Source organism: Paenibacillus sp. S150, assembly GCF_019352175.1.
GTDB lineage: Bacteria > Bacillota > Bacilli > Paenibacillales > Paenibacillaceae > Paenibacillus_AQ.
In genome coordinates this window covers 1-20,048 of the sequence record NZ_JACBYI010000001.1, presented here as the reverse complement: position 1 = coordinate 20,048, position 20,048 = coordinate 1, and the positions used below count along the sequence as shown (strand labels likewise).

Below are 20,048 nucleotides of genomic sequence, written 5' to 3'. Positions count from 1 at the left end.
CTCAATACAGCCGGGGCGGGACAGCCTCTATAGATAACACAGAATAAATTGTTCGATCCAATACATAAATCCGTGATCCTTCCGGACCATGCGCGGATTTTATATTCTGTTTTTTTTATAGAATATTAAAGAAATTACAATGAATCTAATGATTTTAGACTGGATTAAGACAGCTGGTTCTGATAATTTAAGCCAATAAGAGCATTCCGTACGCCCACACAATTGTTAGCGCTATCATTATTGCTGGACAAGCCTTTATACTTAGATTATAAATGGAATAATAAATACGAAAGCGGACAAAGTGTTTGCCTGTTGTCCGCTTTCGTGCGGGTGAAGCATAAGGGGAGGTTGAGTTCATTGCCCGAATACAGAAGAACGATCTTTATAAGGTTTATCCTGTCCTATACGATTCTGTCTGTGGTTCTCATCGGGATTATGGGGGGCTATTGGTATACCCAGGCCAATGGAATGATGGAGGAGGAGATTGTGAAGGACAACCAAAACCGCCTGGACTCCGCCAAGGATTATATTGAACAGACCGTGCTGAAGAAGTATGAAGACAATCTGCAGAGCAAGGCGCTTTCCATACGCTTCATTCAGAATAACTTCAATTTGAATTTGCTGTTGAACAAGAGCTGGGAGGGCAACCTCAGCCGTATTGCCTCCTTGCGGCAGGATCTTGATTTTTACAGAATCGAGAATGAAGGGCTGGTCAATGTCACCGTTTATTTCCCGGCCAATAATTATGTCGTTGATGCCAGTAATTTTTATATGATGACTGAGAATGCGGAGGAAGCCGCGTTCATTCTGAAGCTGAATGAGGTGCAGCCCAAGGAATGGCTGTTCCGCACCCTGGCCGATGGAAGCGAGGTTATGACCTATGTGATTAAGCTGCCTTACGAAACTCCCGGAGTTCCGACGAAGGGATATTTTTACATTGATGTAGGAATGGGTTATCTCCAGTCTGCGGCTGCCACAATGCTCAGCTCTGCGGCTGACCGGCTGTATATCTTCGACCGGTCCGGCCGGACGATGCTTCATACGGGGGAGTACGATGAGGCTCTGGGCGGATTGTTGAAGGAAACGATACAGCATCCCCGGAACGCGGAGCAGATTATCGAAGACACGGAAGGCAAGGCCGTCCTGTCCTATCTGGAGCCGGTCCATTCCGCGCATGAGTGGACTTATGCCATGTACCGGCCGATGAACTCGTTTGTGCTGTCCTCCGAACGGCTGAAGAACGGGCTGTTTGCCAGCTGCGGGGCAGTGGTGCTGTTTGGTCTGCTGATGTCCTTTTTCTTCTCCAAGCAGCTGTATCTTCCTGTGAAAAAGCTGGTCATGCAAATCAAGGATTTACATTCCTCGTCGCCTGCCACGTGGGTGAATGAGTATGTATTCATTGGCAGCGCCTTTCATCTGATGGAGGAAAAAATCATAACCCTGGAAATGCAGGCGCGCAAAAACGATTTGAAGAATCTGCTGCTTGGAGCAAGCCTGGGATTGGAAAATAAGGACTTTGTCCAGCCGGGCTACAGCTATTGCACCGCTCATCTGGATAATCCGGAGGAGGGCAGCGAATGCCTGAAAATGCGCTATGAAACGATGGAACGGACGTTGCACAGCGTTTTTGTTCTTTTGAATGAAAAGGAAGCGGCGGTTATTTATTATATTCCTCCAAACGTCACGGATGCGGAAGCGATTATTATGGCCGATTTGCGGCAACTGCAGGAGTCGGCAGGGACAGGGCCAAGGTTCGGCGGGGCGATTGGGAGCATCGCGGCAATCCCGGAAGAGCTGGCTGATTCGTATCAGATGGCCAAGCAGGCAGCCCGCTACCATTTTTTATATGGAAGGGATTCGATTGTGGCCTATTCCAGGATACTGGAGATGAATGCGGCACCGTACCTGTTTCAATACGAGCATTTCAAGCATGCCCTGCAAGCAGGGAACCAGGATGCTATTAATGATTTCATTAATCATTTTCTGGGGGTCCTTCAGGAGGGCAATATGCAGATTGAGGCTGTGGAGCTGGCCCTGCTTCAGTTAATTACGCAGCTGTACCAATCGGTGATTGAGCTTAAGCTCCAGCACTTTCTGCCGCACTCGAATATCTTTGAAGAATTGAAAAAGGACACCCTCGCCGATACCGTTGAAGGGATACGGATGCTGTCGATGCAGATTGCCGAGCATTTGCGTTATTCGGGCAACCATGCGCACGCGGACATTATCCGCACCCTGAAAGCCTATATTGCCGGGCATTTGCATGAGGATATATCCCTGCAGATTCTGTCCAAGGAAGTATCGCTGGCGCCCGCATACATTTCTACGCTCTTCAGTGAGGGAACGAAGGAGGCCTTTACCGAATATGTGACCCGGCTGCGCCTGGAAAAAGCCGCCGATCTGCTGCGCAGCCAGCCGCGCCTCTCTGTGTCGGCCATCGCGTCGCAGGTCGGGTACCGCAATCCCCAGTATTTTCACAGCAAATTCAAGACACGCTACGGGGTAACTCCCGTTCAATACCGGAATTCGCAGCTGGCGGCACTGGATACACTGTTTCTGGATCAGGAATAGCAGAAGGATTGGCGAAACCAACAGGTTCATAGGGCTGCTGCCTGGGGCATGTACGGCGGGCTACCCAGGCAGCGGTCTTTTTGTATGGCCAAATGGGGCAGAAGTGAAAGGATTTATAAGAATTCTAATGAACTTGCAATGGAAAAAGCGTTTTCAAAATTCTAAAGTAGAACTGTGGCTGGCGACAGCAAGTCCATGGTATTGCGATGAAGGAAAGGAGCGGTCAACATGAACCCGGTGAATCATCCGGAAATGGGCGGCAGAAAAAAAACATACAGGGCGGTGCCGCCGAAAATTACTGCAGCCTGGAGGGAGTACAAAAAATGCAGATACCTGTTTCTGCTTCTCGCCCCGGTGATGATTTGGTACGCTGTTTTTGCCTACGCCCCAATGTACGGCATTCAGCTGGCCTTCAAGGATTTCAGGATTATGGATGGCATCTGGGGCAGTCCCTGGGTGGGGTTCAAGCATTTCGAGTTTCTGTTTTTTCAATCCCCCGATTTTTTGCGGATCCTGAAGAATACGGTTACGATCAGCTTTCTGCATATCCTGTTCGGCTTCCCGGCACCGGTCATTCTGGCGCTGCTGATCAATGAAATCCGGTCAGTAGCCTTCAAAAGGGTTGCGCAGTCGCTGACATATCTGCCGCACTTTTTTTCCTGGGTCATCCTCTCGGGAATTCTGATCACCCTGCTGTCCCCGTCGACCGGTGTGGTGAATTATCTGCTGCAGCTTGTCGGGCTGGAGCCGGTATATTTTCTGGGCAACCCCAATTATTTCCGTTTTACGCTGGTAACCTCGGCAATCTGGAAGGAAGTGGGCTGGGGAACGATAATTTATCTGGCCGCACTCGCCGGAGTACAGCCCGATATGTATGAAGCAGCCGTTATGGACGGAGCCAGCCGCTGGAAGCAGACAATCAGCATTACGCTGCCGACGATCCTGCCGGTGATTATCCTGATGTTCATTCTGCGGATCGGCAGTGTGCTGGATGCAGGATTTGATCAAATCCTTAACCTGTATTCCCCTGCAACCTATAGTGTGGCGGATATTCTGGATACCTATGTGTACAGGGTGGGCTTGCAGAATTTCCAGTTCAGCCTGACAACGGCCGTCGGCTTGTTCAAGAATGTGATCGCCTTCGCCCTGGTGCTGACGACGAATTTTATTTCCAAAAAGCTTGGACAGCAAGGACTCTTTTAAAAAGATAAGACTTTATATGTTACACACTATCAATTAGCCTTATCTTTCTTGCTGAAACGGATACCGTCCTTATAAGGACGGCGAAGCCGTTTTCACTTGACAGAAAACGCGGATGGGAGGACACGGCAGTGAAGCAAAGCTTGGGCAGTAAGCTCTTTCAGGCCTGTTTGATTACTTTTATGACCCTTTTATGCATTATCATGCTGTATCCGTTCGTACATATGCTCTCCATCTCTTTCAGCACTCCGGCGGAGGCCTTGAGACTTGGCATACATCTGTACCCGCAGAAGGTCTCGTTGTTTGCCTGGGAGAAGGTGCTGGGCAATCCGGATGTCTGGACGGGCTTCGGGAACACCGTATTCCGTACCGCAGTCGGAACCGTGTGCTCGGTCCTGTTCATGTCGCTGGGGGCTTATCCGCTCTCGCGCAAATATTTGCCGCACCGGAATGTGTATACGATGATTATTGTGTTCACGATGTTTTTCAGCGGCGGGATGATTCCCTCCTATTTCCTGATCAAGTCCCTGGGGCTGCTGGATTCGCGTCTGGTATATATTATTCCCGGTCTGGTCAGCACCTTCTCCATGCTGATTCTGCGCAATTTCTTTCAGAATATCCCTGACGAGCTGGAGGACTCGGCCAAAATTGACGGTGCCAATGACCTGCGCATTCTGTTCCAGCTGGTGCTTCCGTTATCGCTGCCCGTCATCGCCACCCTGTCGCTGTGGTCGGCGGTGGGGCATTGGAATGCCTGGTTTGACGCCGTTCTCTACATTCAGGACCCCTCCAAGCAGGTGCTGCAAACCTTCCTGAGAAGGGTGGTCATCACCGGAGAGAATCTGTCCCTCTTTGCTGCGGATGTGAAGGGCTCTGAGCTGGGCTATGCCGAGCCGATCAAAGCGGCTACGCTGATGTTCACGGCGCTGCCGATCATTATTGTCTATCCGTTCCTGCAAAAGTATTTTGTAAAAGGAACCATGGTGGGCTCGCTCAAGGGCTGACAGATGTTTGCTCAAGCCGTCTATCGCGGCGGCTTGGTTCAATCATATAATTGCTGAAGATCAAAAGGGAGGAAATTAGAAATGAAACAAAAGAAGTTCATAAGCGGCATGCTGGGGGCAGCGGTGTCGGCGGCATTGATTGTAAGCGGTTGCAGTAACGGCGGGAACAACAATGCGGCAACCGGAAACAATGCGGGGGAAGCCTCCAGTGCCGGCAATGCTGCGCCCATTGAAATATCGATCGCCAATAACTGGAACATCCCCAAGGCCGATAACAATTACGTACAGAAATTTCTGGAAGCGAAATTCAACGTGAAATTCAAGAATATCACCTTTGAGACGGCAACCTGGAAGGAACAATTCAATGTCATGCTGGCATCCGGCCAAATCCCTGACATTATATCGGTGGACGGCACTGTCGGCGATGTGGTGCAATGGGCGGATCAGGGCATCCTCGCCAGCATTTCCCGGGAGGAAATCAAGCAATATATGCCTAAATATACGGCGGATGTGGAGAGCATCGATCCGAATGCCTGGGACCCGGGCACGTATAACGGTAAAAACTGGGGTGTGCCCAAGGTATGGGGGGAAGGCGCGACAGGCTTCATTCCGGCCTTCAACGGGCAATGGCTGAAGGCGGTCGGCTACAGTGAGCCGCCGAAGGATCTTGCGGAGCTTGAAGATGTTCTGACCAAATTCACGAACAATGATCCCGACGGCAACGGCAAAAAGGATACGTATGGCCTGACCGGACGGGGCAAGGACGCCCAGGCGCAGCTGTTCAACACCATTTTTGCAGCCTATGGCGTGGCTCCTTACCAGTTCAAGCTGGATGCGGATGGCAAAGTCGCTTATGGCGCGATTACAGAGGAAGCGCGCAATGCGCTGAAGCTGCTGAATAAATGGTATACTGCAGGCATTATCGATCCCGAGTTTATTACGGATGGCAACGGCGAAATTCAAACCAAGTTTGTCAGCCTGCGCACAGGCGTTATTGAAACCGGAATGTGGCATCATCTCTACGATGACGGTTACTTTGGCCTGATCTCCAAGGATAAAGGAATTGAACTTGTTCCGGGAGCCGCCTTCACCGGACCGGAAGGCAAGAAATATGCCATGGCCAACGGGGCCTTGCAGCCGCCGCTGTTATTCGGTGCGCAGCTGGAGAAGGATGAGGCGAAACGGATCAAAATTCTGCAGATTCTGGAATATGTCACTACCGATGATGAGGGCTATCTGACCACAGTGTTCGGTGAGAAAGGCAACTCTTATAATCTCGAAGGCGATCTGGCGGTAGTTACGGAAGCGGCAACGGGAACAGAATTAATGAATGAGCTGGGTACGGGCTTCTACAATCCGTTTGGCGCCAAGGTTAATTCGATGCTGAAGCACCACTATTCCCCGGAAAAGCTGGCTTTCAAAGAGAAGGTGACGAACATCGAGGGCTTAACCGTCCTGACCGATCTGATGCAATCGACAGTTATGACAACGAAAGCGCAATATGAGGCAATCCTGAATACACTTCAGGCCCAGTATTATATCAAGGCTATTTCCGGTGAGGCCAATACGGACAAGGATTTTGACGACTTCAAGGCACAATGGCTCAATTCCGGCGGACAGGCAGAGCTTGATGAGGCCCAAAAGATTCATGACGAACGGAGTAAGCAGTAAATAGAAGGCGTATTCTGTGTTGAGGGAGGACCGGCTGGCCTGCGGGCATGGGGACATGTCTGCCTGCGGCCGGTCCTATCACGTTCTGGAGGCGCATAAATATGCAGGTACCAGCAAGATTGACCGTATATCCGGCACCGGCAGATGCGCAGGAAATCCGGACTTCCCGATCCCCCATGTTAGTAAAGTCAGCGTATATCCTGTCTCTTAGAGAGCCTTCCATTCTATATGTAAGAAGTATAGAGCCGAACCAAAGAACTGCAGAAGGCAGGAGTGGCGGAGATGAAGTTTGGAATGGGCGAAGAAGAAGGATAACGGCCGCCTGAAAGCTTTCCGTAGGAAAGCCCACTTCGGAAGAAGCATCGCCAGTCTGCGGATATCCGCCGCAAAGAGCGGAATTAATCAAAAAATTGCAAATTCAATTTATATAGCTATACACATGATATGGAAAAATATAGTTGACAGCCCATACTGCTTGGCATATTATATTCATTAATTAATTCCGATGAGAATACAAGGTAATTATTTAAGCTGACTAGTTAACTAGAAGCCGAGCCGGTCTTTGCATGCAAAGGTCTGCGCTGGGCTTTTCGCATTCACTCAGCTTTAGCCTTCGTTGTGAATGCATTCACAATAAAGGCCGTGTGTGGCCGACTAGATGACTGGAGGCCGGATTCAGAGGGAGCATTTCCCCTATGAATCCGGCATTTTTGCTTGAAGGGAGGTATGAACCGGGGAAGCAATACGGGACAGAGTTAAATCGTGAAGCTCGCCCACACTGTATTTGATACAGCAGCAGTCTTCTAATCCTGCGCAGAAATGCCGTTATGGGAGCGCAAATTAGTCAATTTACATTGTGGGAGCTGAACAGAAGGAGGAAACAGGATGAGTGTTAATCTGAAGGTAGCGGAAGCGCCGATCCGTGAACAAAGGCTGGGGTCCATATCGGGGTACAGCGGGAATCTGAAGGAAGCGGTCCGTTTATCGGGCTGCGGGGGGCTGGGCAATAAGGACCGGTGCTTCAACCAGGCCAGCCTGTGCAATGCCGCCTGCGCCCAGGGGATGGTATCCGGCATCATTGATTCGGCGCTGGTCAACCATGGCCCTGTAGGCTGTACCGTCGACGCCATAGGAGCCAATATTACCCGTAAATATTCGGGGAAGATGCTTGGCTTCGAGGAGAGGAATACTCATTTTGTCGGCACGGATATGACTGAGCAGGATACTGTATTTGGCGCGCTGGGGAAGCTCCGGGAGGTGGTGCGCGAGACTTACCGCCGCTATAAGCCGTCGGCGATATTTGTCTCGACCTCCTGCGTGTCGGGGGTGATCGGTGAGGATGTAGAGAGTGTGATCAAGGAGCTGAAGGAGGAGATTCCGATCCCGGTTACTCCCGTTTTTTGCGAAGGCTTCAAGAGCAAGATCTGGGCGACCGGCTTTGATATGGCCTTTCACGCGATCTTAACGGGAATTGTCCAGCCGCCCAAGGAGAAGAACAACATCGTCAATTTCATAAATTTCTTCGGCAGTGAAAAGAAGCAAATTACCGAGCTGTTTGCCCGCCTGGGTGTAGAGCCGTTATTCCTGCCGAATGGGGCAACGATTGAGCAGCTGTCCAGGCTGTCCGAATCCGCGGCGACGGTCAGCATCTGCGGGACGCTGGGAACCTATCTCGGCAATGGCCTGCAGCAGGAATATGGTGTTCCCTATGTGCAGTCGCTGCGGCCGCATGGGATCAGCGGATTCGATGAATGGCTGCGCACGCTCGGAGGCGTGCTGGGCAAGGAAGCCGAGGTGGAGCAGTATCTTGAAGAGGAGCGGGCGAGAGTCCTGCCGGAGCTGAACAAGGTCAAGGCCAAGCTCAAAGGCTTGCGTGCCGTCATCGGAATGGGGCCAGGGTATACATTTAATTTTATCCGGGTGCTGCAGGAGCTGGGACTTGAGATTGTCTGGGCTTCCGCCTGGCATTTGGACCCGGGCTATGACGGCGGGCAGCCGGTGGAGGAGCTTGAGTACCTGGCTGCCGCCGGTACCGGGAATGTGCCGCTGAGCGTGAGCGACCAGCAGAATTATGAGCTGATGAATATTTTGCAGACGCTGAAGCCGGATATTTACTTCTCCAGACATTCCGGCACTACGGTATGGGCGCTGAAGCAGGGGACCGCATCCGTGTGCGTCATGGACGAATATACCTCCTTCGGGTATGGAGGCACACTGGATTTCGCCTATCTGATCCATGATGCCGTGACCAACCGCAGTCTGGCGAACAAGCTCTCCAAGCGGACGAAGCTGCCGTATACGGAATGGTGGTACCAGCAGCATCCGAATCTATTTTTGGCCGAAGGAGCGGGTGCGCGTGGTTAAGCTGATTGACCAGCCCCGGTATGTATGCGCGCTGGGTGCGATGCAGACGGTGAATGCGATTGAACGGGCGGTGCCTGTTCTTCATTCCGGCCCCGGCTGCGGGGCGAAGCTGTCCCGGGCCCTTACGAATTCCAATGACGGTCAGGGCTCAGGCTATATTTCCTATCATATCTATCCCTCTTCCAATCTGAGTGAGCGGGAAGTCGTATTTGGGGGCAGTGAGCGGCTGAGAGAGACGATTGTCAATTCGCTGAAGGTGATCGACGCGGATTTGTTCATCGTCCTTACGGGCTGCACCTCGGAGATCATCGGCGATGATGTCGGGGAGGTGGTCCGCGGGTTCGCGGCTGCCGGGAAACCGGTATTATACGCGGAGACTGCCGGATTCAAGGGAAGTAATCTGCTGGGGCATGAACTGGTGATCAATGCGATTATTGACCAGTATTTGCAGCCTGCTCCTGTGCAGGAGAAGCTGGTCAACCTTTGGGCCACTGTTCCTGCACATGATCCCTTCTGGTATGGCAATCTGAAGCAGCTGGAGTATTTGCTGTCGGAGATCGGTCTGGTTCCCAATACCATTTTTGGTCCGGGGCGGGGAGTGAAGGCTATTGACAAGGTTCCCCAGGCTTCCTTTAACCTGCTCGTTTCTCCATGGGTAGGGCTTGGCAATATGGAAAAGCTGGAGAAAAAGCTCGGCACCCCTTACCTGCAGTATCCGGTACTGCCGATCGGACCGAGTGAGACCTCCCTTTTCCTGCGGACGGTTGGCGAATATGCGGGGATTGATCCGGCTGTTGTGGAAGAGGTCATCCGCAGACATGAAGACGAGTATTACTATTATATTGAAAAAGCGGCGGACACCTTTCTGGAGACCCGTTCCATCGGCAGACGGTTCGTGACGGTTGCCGACAGCTTCTATGCGCTTGCCGTCTCGCGGTTCCTGGTCAACGATATGGGGCTGTTCCCGGAGAAGCAATTTGTAATGGATGGCATTCCCAAAAAATATGAAAAGCGCGTCCGCCGGCTGTTCACTGAGTATGAGCAGGGAATTTCGGCCGAGGTGGAGTTTACTTCGGACGGGGAAGGTGTGCACGAGCAGATACGGGCAACCAATTATTTCGGGCGTCCGCTGATCATCGGCACGATCTGGGAGAAGGTGCTGGCGAAGGAACTGAACGGCCATTATCTCGGTGTATCCATGCCCGCCGGGCAGCGTTTGATTCTTGACAGGTCATATGCTGGATATCAGGGGGCACTGCGGCTGCTGGAGGACATTTACTCCGTCGTGCTGGAGACCGCGATCTGACCGGAGTTAACCTTGCTCTGCCTTGCGGGGAGAAGCGGATCAATCCATTGAAGGCTTGGTCAGGAAAGAAGGTGATATTTGGCAGCTGTTCAGACTTGGTGTGAATGCGGAAGAGATTCACGTGTATGCTGACTGGTAAACCAGAGGCTGTGCATTCCTGCCCGGGATCGGGAGGACGCACAGTCTTTTTGCTGTTCTTCAGGCGGCACAGGCTGTGCACAGGCATCGGCTGCGTCCGGAAGCGATCCAGTCCGGCAGGAAAAGGCAGATGCCTTGCAGAGTCCGGCAGGAAATGCATGAAGAGTCCAGACAGTAATTAGGATTTCACTTACAGCTTACCGGAACATTATAGAGCGCTGTGCTTCTGAGGCGGATGTCTTGGGAGTAACAAATTAATTGGCTTATCATTAAACTTCAGGGAGTGAGAATGAATGATCCATATCCGAACACCAAAACGCTATTATACCGAAGAGGGCGCCATACGCATTGCCGGGTCCGCCATCGCGGAGCTGGGCACCCATGCGCTGATTATTGGAGGGAAAACGGCCTTGGAGGTAACCGTCCGGGAGCTGCTGCCAAGCCTGGACGCCGCGGGCGTATCTTTTGTCATCGAAAGCTACGACGGGGAATGCACCGCCGGTGCCATTGCTGCCTTCGCGTTAAGGGCTGAAGAGCTTGAAGCCGGGGTGATTGTCGGTGTCGGCGGCGGGCGGATTCTTGATCTGGCCAAAGCCGTTGCGGAAGAGCGGGAAATTCCTGCCGCAACCATTCCTACCGTTGCGGCGACCTGTGCCGCCTGGTCTGCACTAAGCATAATTTATGAGGAGTCCGGCCGCTATGCGGGGCCGCGGCCGCTGAAGAACGCGCCGGAGCTGGCCATCGCCGATTTGTCTCTGCTTGCCGCCGCTCCTGCCCGGTATTTGAAATCCGGAATTGCCGATACGCTGGTGAAATGGTATGAGAATGCGCCGCATGCGGCGGCTGCGGAGGAGGACCTCTCACTCGGCATCGCCCTGCGTGTGTCTGCTCTGGCCCTGGAGGTGCTGGAGGAGCATGCCGTCCAGGCCGCAAAGGATGCGGGCTCGGGGCGGGTGACCCCGGCCTTCCGCAAGACGGTTGACGCGGTTATCCTTCTTGCCGGCCTGACCGGAAGCGTCACCCAAGGGAATCATCATGCGGCGGTTGCCCACGCGGTGCATAACAGCCTGACCTCACTGCCCGAAACCCATGGCTCGCTCCATGGAGAGAAGGTCGGCTTCGGCCTGCTGGTCCAGTTCGTGCTGGAAGGCAAGCCGGAGCAGCAGATCCATGAATTGATACTTCTGCTCCGGGTGCTGGAGCTTCCGGTTACCTTGAAGCAATTGGGGATTACTGCTCAGCCTGCGGATGTTGCGAAAGAGATTGCCCAGGGCGTGAATCTTGGTTCTGCCCTGCTCAGCTTCGCAGTGAATGCCAAGCTGCTTCAGGAAGCGGTTATTACCGCGGACCGGCACGGGAATGCCCAGTTGAACGGCGTGCCGGCAATTACCGCCGGCGGGTTGAAATGATAACAGCCCATGTCCGAAAGCCCGTATGTCCATAATAAGTCTTCATGTCCGAGAGCCCGTATGCCCACAAGCCTACATGTCCACAAGCCCGACCCGAGGCTTCCATCACAATGCCCTCACTCCGGACAATGTTATTTCAGGATAGAATCCACTGAAAATGACGCTTTTCAGCAGTAAGTCAAAAATCAATTGCAGGAAATACAGCAGAATTCGGTTCGCTGCAGAACCATGATAAATCTATCCTGCAAATTCATTTCTCTGCTCATATTTGCATCCTCTTGGGTGCCGCGCAGCGGCATGGATGTCTATTGCAGAAAGTGCAATCCTTCCAAAAAGGAATTCCTCCGCCCTATAGTAAGCTGACCATGAACACTACAGATTCCAGTTCAGTTTATGGGAGTAGACAGTTAGAGGAGCAAACAATTTATATACGGACTTCAGAGAAAAGAACCTGACGAAGCATATCCACCACACGCTTATTCTGCGCGGGGGTGCCGATGGTAATCCTCAGCCAGGCCGGCATGCCGTATTCCGAGCCCGCACGAATGGAGATGCCCAGCCGGAGGGCCCGGGCTGCAACGGAGCGGCTGTCTGCTTCCACATTGACCATAATGAAGTTGGTTTCGGTCTTGATATACTCCAGCTTCAGCTCATCGAACTGTTGGCAGTAGAAGTCCTGCCCCAGTCTGTTGTTCTCCAGAACGGCAGCTGTGAACTCCTTGTCATCCAGTGCCGCTTCAGCGGCGATCTGGGCCAGCCCATTGACATTGATCGGCAGCCGGACCCGGTTCAGAAGGCCGATCAGGTCCGGATGGGCAATGCCGTATCCAATTCTCATGGCGGCCAGTCCATACACCTTGGAAAAGGTGCGGAGAATAATGAGATTGGAGTAGAGCGCAAGATAATTGGCCGATTCCGGATAAGCGGCATCCTGGACGTATTCATAATAGGCTTCGTCAAGCACGACTACCGTATCTTCCGGCACTGTTTTCATGAAATTCTGCAAGGAGGCCCCGCTAAAGATGGTTCCTGTGGGATTGTTGGGATTGCACAGCCAAATGACCTTGGCCTTGCTGCTGATGGCTGCGGAAACCGCAGTTAAGTCAATGGCATGCTGCGTCAGCGGCACACTGATAAGGTCTGCGCCTGCGGCCAGACTGGCGATCCGGTACCAGCCAAAGGTCGGCTCAGGGATAATGCTGGCTTGTCCCGGTTCAAGGAAGGCCTGGGCAATCAGCGACACAATCTCGAAGGACCCGTTGCCAAAGATCAGCTGCTCCTCCGGCAGATTGAGGCGGCGGGCCAGCTTGCCTCTAAGCGACATGCAGGTGCTGTCCGCATAGCGGTACAGCTGACCAGCGGCATTCCGCACCGCTTCCCCGGCCAGCGGCGAGGCCCCCAGGCAATTCTCGTTCCCGGACAGTTTGATGATCTCGGTCAATCCAAGCTCACGCTGAATCTCTTCCAGTGATTTGGCGGGGCGATATGACGGGAGATGATCGAGTTCCTTGCGGTAAGACGGCTTGCCCATTCTGATATTCCTCCTTTTAAATATAAAGACTCATACATTAGAATCAAATGCTTATTATTCCGATTGGATAAATGGTTTATATGAAAACTATAATTTTCCATATGCTTGGTGTCAATGTATAAAAGCACATAAGAAACGATGGGGAAATCCTGTCTGGCCAAGAAGGAAAGGAAGGGAGTGACGGAAATGGAGACAGGTATGGACAGCCATAAGCTGCGGCAGGCAATATATGCGAAGGCCATGGAGCTTAAGCAGGAGATTATAGCCTTGCGCCGGGAGATTCACCGGAATCCTGAATTGGCTTTGGAAGAATATGAAACCGCTTCGCTCGCAGCCAAAACACTTAGAGAACTGGATATTGAGGTTACCGAAGGTATAGGCACTACAGGAGTGGTTGGATTGCTAAGAGGGGGGAGGGAAGGGAGGACAGCAGCTCTTCGGGCCGACATGGATGCGCTCCCGATCAATGAAGACAATGACCATGAATACCGCTCTGTTAAAAAGAATGTCATGCATGCCTGCGGGCATGATGCCCATACTGCCATGCTGCTGGGAGCAGCCAAAATATTGGCCGGACTCAGAGGCTCGCTTGCAGGAAACGTGAAATTTATCTTTCAGCCCAGTGAGGAGAGCTCCCTCGGGGGAGCGCCGGATATGATCAAGGAAGGAGTCCTGCACAATCCGGATGTGGCTGCGGTATTTGGCATGCATGCAGCCCCTCATTTGGAGGCGGGAACCATCGGATACCGTGAAGGCCCTTTTTATGCCGCGGCCGGCGGCTTCAGAATTGAAATTCTCGGGAACGGCGGTCACGGGGCCGAGCCGCATCATGCGGTGGACCCCATTCTTGCGGCGGCAGAGCTCATTCAGGCGCTGCAATCCATAGCCTCGTCAAAAGTGGACCCGCTGGAGCCTTTCGTGCTCACCGTGTGCACCATTCATGGCGGACAGGCGCTGAATGTAATCGCAGACACGCTCGTGCTGGGCGGTACTGTCAGAGCCTTCAGCCTGGAGCTGCTTCACAGGGCCGGCGGCTGGATTGAAAAGCTGGCCAAGTCCGTGACGGAGGCGCACGGAGCCGGTTACAGGCTTACCTTCACGACCGGCGGCGGACCGCTGATTAACGATCCCGAATTAACGGCAGAGTCTGCGCTTGCGCTTACATATTTCCTGGGGAATGACAGGGTGAAGGAAGTACCCCGCTTGCTGCTTGGAGAGGATTTTGCTTATTATTCGCATATCGTCCCCTCCGTTTTCTTCTCGCTCGGAACGGCGCTTCAGGGAGCAGCCAACTATCCGCTTCACCATCCCAAATTCGATCTGGATGAGAATGCACTGCCGGTTGGAGCCGCTGTGTTTGCCTTTCTGGCTGTTTCCTATTTAAGTGAGGGCTAATTAATGACCAGAGAGGCGACTCAAAAAGCATACTTTGCTGGTTGGAATAATGTGAAATAAATCATATCATAACATGTTAGCTTTGATATAAAATCACTCTAGTAAATCAATATAATTGTTTATTAATTAGCAAACGGAAGGTTATGCAAATGAATTTAGACTGGGATTTCATTGTTCGAAGCCTGCCTCTGTATGGCGCTGCCATGTGGCTGACAGTGAAATTGGCTGTAATCGCCATATTGCTCTCAACACTGCTTGGCCTGTTATTCAGTCTGGTGCTGTTTAATAAGGTCAGGGGCATCAGCGGACTTATTCTCGCCTATGTTGAATTGTCCAGGAATACTCCGCTGCTGGTCCAGCTGTTTTTCCTCTATTATGGCCTGCCGAAAATAGGTCTGCACCTGAGCGAGTTCACTTGTGCGATTGTTGGCTTAACCTTTCTGGGGGGCAGCTACATGACGGAAGCCTTCAGAAGCGGAATCGAGGCAGTAGGCAAATCCCAGCTTGAATCGGGCCTCAGCATCGGACTGGGCAAGCTGCAACTGGCGAGATACATCATCCTTCCGCAGGCACTTGCAATCGGCATTCCTTCGCTGGGAGCCAATGCGATTTTTCTGCTGAAGGAAACTTCAATTGTGGGAGCAATCGCCCTGATGGATTTGATGAATGTGGCCAAGGATTTGATTGGCATGCATTACAAGACTGCAGAGTCCCTTCTGCTTTTGGTTCTGGCCTATCTGGTGCTGGTTCTGCCTTTATCTGTGCTGCTGAGCTGGCTGGAAAGGAAGGTGAGATATGCGGAATTCGGGGATTGAGGTGCTGTTCGAAGGATCGAACCTGGAACGTTTGCTGGGAGGGCTGCTGGTTACCATAGAAATTGCTTTGGCTTCTATTGTTATCGGAACTATTCTGGGGATCGTCATGGGACTGCTAAGAACGCTGAAGTCCACACCCCTGCGCTTTATCCTGAGGCTCTACCTCGAAGCCTTCAGGATTATTCCCATCCTGGTCTGGCTGTATGTCGTGCATTTCAGCTTCTCTCCATTGCTTCATATTGACATCAGCGGTAAGGCTGCAGCGATATTTGTATTTAGCCTTTGGGGGGCGGCAGAGACCGGAGATCTTGTCCGCGGCGGACTGGAGTCAATGCCGAAGCATCAGGTGGAATCCGGCAGGGCGCTGGGCCTGAGCAATGGACAGCTCTACCGGCATGTGCTGATTCCGCAGGCGGTACGGCGTATGCTGCCAGGCTCCATTAATTTAGCAACGCGCATGGTGAAGACAACCTCGCTTGTCGTTTTGATCGGCGTGATCGAAGTCGTGAAGATTGGACAGCAGATTATTGAGCTGGGTGTAATCAAGGCGCCAAATGCATCATTTTGGGTATATGGCTTCATATTCATTCTATATTTCCTGGTATGCTATCCGTTATCCAGACTTTCCAAGAGATTTGAACGCAGATGGCAAATATAACGGTAGGAAAGGAACAGCTGCAATGGCAAATAGCGGGGATACCTTGCTGGAGATAAGGGGAATCAGCAAGTTTTTTGGCGGCAGGCAGGTTTTGGACGGCATTGAGCTGCAGGTCCGGCAAGGAGAGGTGATTGTAGTCCTCGGACCCTCCGGCTGCGGGAAGAGCACCTTCCTGCGGTGTCTTAACGGCTTGGAGCCCATTCAGGGTGGAGCCATACAATACCGCGGACAGAACCTTGCCGGTGCTGATGTGAATTGGCGGGAGGTTCGCCAGCATATCGGAATGGTGTTTCAGAATTATGACTTATTCCCGCACATGACAGTCGCGGATAACATTCTGCTGGGTCCGCTGAAGGTGCAGCGAAGAGAGCGTGCGGAGGCACTGGAGCAGGCAGAACAACTGCTTGAACGGGTCGGGCTGCTTGACCGCAAGCATGACTATCCGCGGCAGCTTTCGGGAGGCCAGAAGCAGCGGATTGCTATTGTAAGAGCGCTATGCATGAATCCGGATATTATTTTATTTGATGAAGTGACCGCCTCGCTGGACCCGGAAATGGTGCGTGAGGTGCTTGATGTAATACTGGGGCTTGCCAAACAGGGCATGACCATGATTATTGTGACGCATGAAATGGGGTTCGCCCAATCGGTAGGCGACCGCATCGTCTTTATGGATCAAGGCAGAATATGTGAGATTGCAGCTCCCGGGCAATTCTTCACCAAGCCGGCGACAGAACGTGCACAGCACTTTCTAAATATATTTCATTACAATAAACTGTAGAAACTGGGGATGAAGAGAGATGGGAAAGGGCAGAAAATTATTGACGGGGCTGGCAGCGGCAGGGCTGTTATTATTGGGCATGACCGCATGCACGAATTCTGGTAACAATGGAGAATCGAGCGCCGGTTCATCCAACTTTGCCACGATTGAGCAGCTGAAGAAAAAAGACAGCATCCGCATCGGCGTGTTTGCAGACAAGCCGCCTTTTGGCTATGTGGATTCCGAAGGCAAGAATCAGGGATTTGATGTTTATATTGCCAAGCGCTTTGCAAAGGATCTGCTTGGAGATGAATCCAAAGCTGAATTTGTTCTGGTCGATGCTGCAAGCCGCGTGGCGTATCTGGAATCGAATAAAGTGGATATCATCATGGCTAACTTTACGGTGACGGATGAGAGAAAAGAGAAGGTGGACTTTGCCAGCCCATATATGAAGCTCTCCTTCGGAATTGTATCTCCGGACAGCGCGCCGATTACTTCAATCGACCAATTAAAAGCAAAGGGGCAGAAGCTGATCGTAGCCAAAGGAACAACGGCTGAAACTTATTTTACCAAGGAGTATCCGGAGATCGAGCTGCTGAAATTTGACCAGTACACGGAAATATTCTCCGCACTCAAGGACGGACGGGGGGCCGCGATTGCAAATGACAATACAGAGCTTATCGCATGGGCAAAATCCAATCCCGGCTTTACGGTCAGTATTCCGGCTTTTGGGGGTCAGGATACGATTGCACCGGCAGTAGCCAAGGGCAATACTGAACTGCTTAACTGGATCAATACTGAACTGGATTCCCTGGGCAAGGAGCAGTTCATTCATCAGGCCTATAAAGAAACATTGAACGAGGTTTATGGGGAAGGCTATACCGATGAGCTTGTGGTAGAAGGCGGAAAATTCGAGTAGTTATAATAAATGAAGTTTGGCGAAAGGCACCTGCAAAGGTGTCTTTGCTGCCAAACGGCTCTGGTGACAGCAGGGGGGCTCCCGTCAAAAAAACCTATTGCAAAATACATAATGCCGAGTATAATACTAGGTATATAAATAAAAAAGGCATGCAGTTAGTCTGCTCTGCCCAAACTTATAGTTTATTCGTTTTAGTGAATTTTGCCGATTCACTATGCAAGCTCAGGACAGGATCAATTACTTGGTCATTTCCATTCTTTCACGCATCATTGTCATACACATGGTCATCATTTCATCACAGTTTTGCATTTTGCTCATCATCATGTCCATGTTCATGTCCATCATTCCCATTTCAGACATTTTCTCCATACACATCTTCATGGAGTTCATTTTCGCCATCATGTCTTCCATGCACATGTTCATCATCATTTCCATACACATTTTTTCCATCGTCATCATCTCTCCTATTCTATGAATGATTTACTAGCTTCTTTAACGTACTACATTTTTGCCTCACAATCAACTTATTAAGGTTAATAAATTTAGAATTTGCCATTTTGTTCTGTAAAAGCAAAAAAAGAGAGGGTCCGAAATAGACGGACCTTCTCTTTTTTTTGCTGGGCACCATCTGAAATATGATATTTTGTTTTAATTAAATATAAAATAAAAAAAGGAAGGGGATTTGAATGCAAGAGTAAACATATAATGTGAAATAAAATGTGGAATAAAAAAATATTGATATATACGCTTAAAATTAAAAAACTATTCAAAAATCTCTGGAAAAATAAGGGTTGACGAAATGATCTGGATTATGTAATTTTATAATATGATTAAATGATTTAATTTATACTGAAATTTGTAAGCGATACCAATGAGGAAGAGGTGAAGGTGCGGCGGTAAAGTTGAATCCAGTAGTTCAAAAGGAGAGTGGAAAGGTGTTCAAGGCAAGTAGAAGATGGTATACCCCGCTTTTGTTGGCCCTGTTTCTGATGCTTACCTCCGTAATTCCCGCATCTGCAGCAACCTGGAGTCTGACCGGAGATACCAATGTGCATGATCCTGCCTACATCAAGGAGGGCAATACGCACTGGGTATTCAGTACCGGATCGGGTCTGCAGGTTCTATATTCAACGAATGGCACCAATTACGTCCGTTCACTTCCGATCTTCACCGCAAAGCCTTCATGGTGGAGCAGCTATGTGCCGGGTCAAGTGGGGCTGGATGTATGGGCGCCTGACATCTTTTATTACAACGGAACTTATTATCTCTATTACTCGATTTCCACCTTCGGCTCCAGAGTTTCGGCGATTGGACTGGTGACTACAAATTCGATATCCGGCGGCGTATGGACGGACAAAGGTGTAGTGATCAGCTCCACAGAAGCCTCTAACTACAATGCGATCGATTCGAACATTTCCCAGGATGCGAACGGCAATCTGTGGATGGTCTTCGGTTCCTGGAGCAACGGAATTTACATTACGTCCATCAGCAAGTCCACGATGAAGCCGACAGGCAATTCCTACCGGATTGCGACCAAGTCCGGCGGAATCGAAGGCGCGAGTCTAGTCTATAACAGCAGCACAGGCTATTACTACCTGTTCGTGTCCATTGGCAGTTGCTGCCAGGGGGTGAACAGCACTTACAAGATAGCCGTCGGACGTTCGACCAGCGTAACAGGGCCGTATTATGCGAAGGACGGGACGGACATGAAGGACGGAGGAGCGACTGTACTGGACAGCGGGAATGATTACTGGAAGGGGCCGGGAGGCCAGGATGTTAGCGGTACGAGCGTCATTGCCCGTCATGCTTACAGTGTCGCCGAGAATGGGGCGCCCAAGCTGCTGATCAGCGATCTGTATTGGGATTCCAGCGGCTGGCCGTATTATAATTAAGTAACGCTCAGGCGCTTTTACCGGCGCCGGCAAAATAACATCCGCAGCCTGAACGGCTGCGGATGTTTTGATTGTTCAGGAAATTATGAATTTCTTTTACTGGGGATAAGTTACAATGCGTGGCGGCCGTGCTAAACCTGCGGGTTCAATGTTTTGCAGGAGGAAGCGCGGAATAGAGCGGTCCAACCGAGGCCGCTACCGGGGCAGGCGTGAAGTGGAATGGAGTAAAGTTATGATGAACGAAAGGCAGCCCCTGTTCGCACATCGTAGGTTAAAATGGAAGTGAAAACCACCATTTCAGAGCTACATGCGAAAGGAGCTGTTACTATGAAGAATACCATAAAATACGTCGGTTTGGATGTGTCTAAAGAAAAAATTGCGGTGGCAATCGCAGACGAGGGCCGAGAACCTGCCCGTT

The 20,048-nt window shown here is 51.2% G+C and carries 15 protein-coding genes; 13 read left to right on the top strand and 2 right to left on the bottom strand.

The window, feature by feature from the left end; all coding sequences use genetic code 11:
• The first annotated feature begins 357 nt into the window (after positions 1–357).
• From HYD27_RS00075 to HYD27_RS00045, 7 genes are all read left to right on the top strand, one after another.
• Positions 358–2,571: a helix-turn-helix domain-containing protein gene (locus HYD27_RS00075; protein WP_219210144.1), complete on the top strand. Its 2,214-nt coding sequence runs from the start codon at positions 358–360 to the stop codon at positions 2,569–2,571.
• 228 nt (positions 2,572–2,799) lie between these two features.
• Positions 2,800–3,774, top strand: a complete 975-nt coding sequence (locus HYD27_RS00070; protein WP_228744835.1) for an ABC transporter permease — start codon at positions 2,800–2,802, stop codon at positions 3,772–3,774.
• A 128-nt stretch (positions 3,775–3,902) separates the two neighbouring features.
• Entirely contained in the window at positions 3,903–4,775 is an 873-nt protein-coding gene (locus HYD27_RS00065; RefSeq protein WP_309241988.1) for a carbohydrate ABC transporter permease, read from the top strand.
• An 81-nt stretch (positions 4,776–4,856) separates the two neighbouring features.
• The gene (locus tag HYD27_RS00060) at positions 4,857–6,446 is read left to right on the top strand and encodes an extracellular solute-binding protein (protein WP_219210142.1); all 1,590 of its coding nucleotides are present in this window, start codon (positions 4,857–4,859) and stop codon (positions 6,444–6,446) included.
• Positions 6,447–7,331: 885 nt separating this feature from the next.
• Entirely contained in the window at positions 7,332–8,810 is a 1,479-nt protein-coding gene (locus HYD27_RS00055) for a nitrogenase component 1 (RefSeq protein ID WP_219210139.1), read from the top strand.
• Positions 8,803–10,116, top strand: coding sequence for a nitrogenase component 1 (locus tag HYD27_RS00050; RefSeq protein ID WP_219210138.1), 1,314 nt, complete (start codon positions 8,803–8,805; stop codon positions 10,114–10,116). Before HYD27_RS00055 ends, HYD27_RS00050 begins: the two co-directional genes overlap by 8 nt.
• A 431-nt stretch (positions 10,117–10,547) precedes the next feature.
• Entirely contained in the window at positions 10,548–11,663 is a 1,116-nt protein-coding gene (locus tag HYD27_RS00045; RefSeq protein ID WP_219210135.1) for an iron-containing alcohol dehydrogenase family protein, read from the top strand.
• 424 nt (positions 11,664–12,087) lie between these two features.
• Here HYD27_RS00045 and hisC read toward each other — a convergent pair whose 3' ends face one another.
• Positions 12,088–13,194 (bottom strand): histidinol-phosphate transaminase, encoded by a 1,107-nt coding sequence (gene hisC, locus HYD27_RS00040; RefSeq protein ID WP_219210133.1) that lies wholly within the window; start codon positions 13,192–13,194, stop codon positions 12,088–12,090.
• A 186-nt stretch (positions 13,195–13,380) separates the two neighbouring features.
• On the opposite strand from hisC, the gene HYD27_RS00035 reads away from it, so the two are divergent.
• The 5 genes from HYD27_RS00035 to HYD27_RS00015 all read left to right on the top strand — a co-directional run bounded on the left by HYD27_RS00035 (position 13,381) and on the right by HYD27_RS00015 (position 17,738).
• Positions 13,381–14,589 carry a M20 metallopeptidase family protein gene (locus HYD27_RS00035; RefSeq protein ID WP_219210122.1) on the top strand — a complete coding sequence of 403 codons (1,209 nt, stop codon included), beginning with the start codon at positions 13,381–13,383 and terminating at the stop codon, positions 14,587–14,589.
• Positions 14,590–14,738: 149 nt separating this feature from the next.
• Positions 14,739–15,404 carry an amino acid ABC transporter permease gene (locus HYD27_RS00030; RefSeq protein ID WP_219210120.1) on the top strand — a complete coding sequence of 222 codons (666 nt, stop codon included), beginning with the start codon at positions 14,739–14,741 and terminating at the stop codon, positions 15,402–15,404.
• Positions 15,385–16,062: an amino acid ABC transporter permease gene (locus HYD27_RS00025; RefSeq protein ID WP_219210119.1), complete on the top strand. Its 678-nt coding sequence runs from the start codon at positions 15,385–15,387 to the stop codon at positions 16,060–16,062. Before HYD27_RS00030 ends, HYD27_RS00025 begins: the two co-directional genes overlap by 20 nt.
• A 22-nt stretch (positions 16,063–16,084) precedes the next feature.
• Positions 16,085–16,840 (top strand): amino acid ABC transporter ATP-binding protein, encoded by a 756-nt coding sequence (locus tag HYD27_RS00020; RefSeq protein ID WP_304623559.1) that lies wholly within the window; start codon positions 16,085–16,087, stop codon positions 16,838–16,840.
• A 19-nt stretch (positions 16,841–16,859) separates the two neighbouring features.
• On the top strand, positions 16,860–17,738 hold the full coding sequence (locus HYD27_RS00015; RefSeq protein ID WP_219210117.1) for a cysteine ABC transporter substrate-binding protein: 879 nt from the start codon (positions 16,860–16,862) through the stop codon (positions 17,736–17,738).
• Positions 17,739–17,975: 237 nt separating this feature from the next.
• Here HYD27_RS00015 and HYD27_RS00010 read toward each other — a convergent pair whose 3' ends face one another.
• Positions 17,976–18,188: a hypothetical protein gene (locus tag HYD27_RS00010; protein ID WP_219210114.1), complete on the bottom strand. Its 213-nt coding sequence runs from the start codon at positions 18,186–18,188 to the stop codon at positions 17,976–17,978.
• A gap of 539 nt (positions 18,189–18,727) precedes the next feature.
• On the opposite strand from HYD27_RS00010, the gene HYD27_RS00005 reads away from it, so the two are divergent.
• Positions 18,728–19,630 (top strand): family 43 glycosylhydrolase, encoded by a 903-nt coding sequence (locus HYD27_RS00005; protein ID WP_219211030.1) that lies wholly within the window; start codon positions 18,728–18,730, stop codon positions 19,628–19,630.
• The last annotated feature ends 418 nt before the right edge of the window (positions 19,631–20,048 follow it).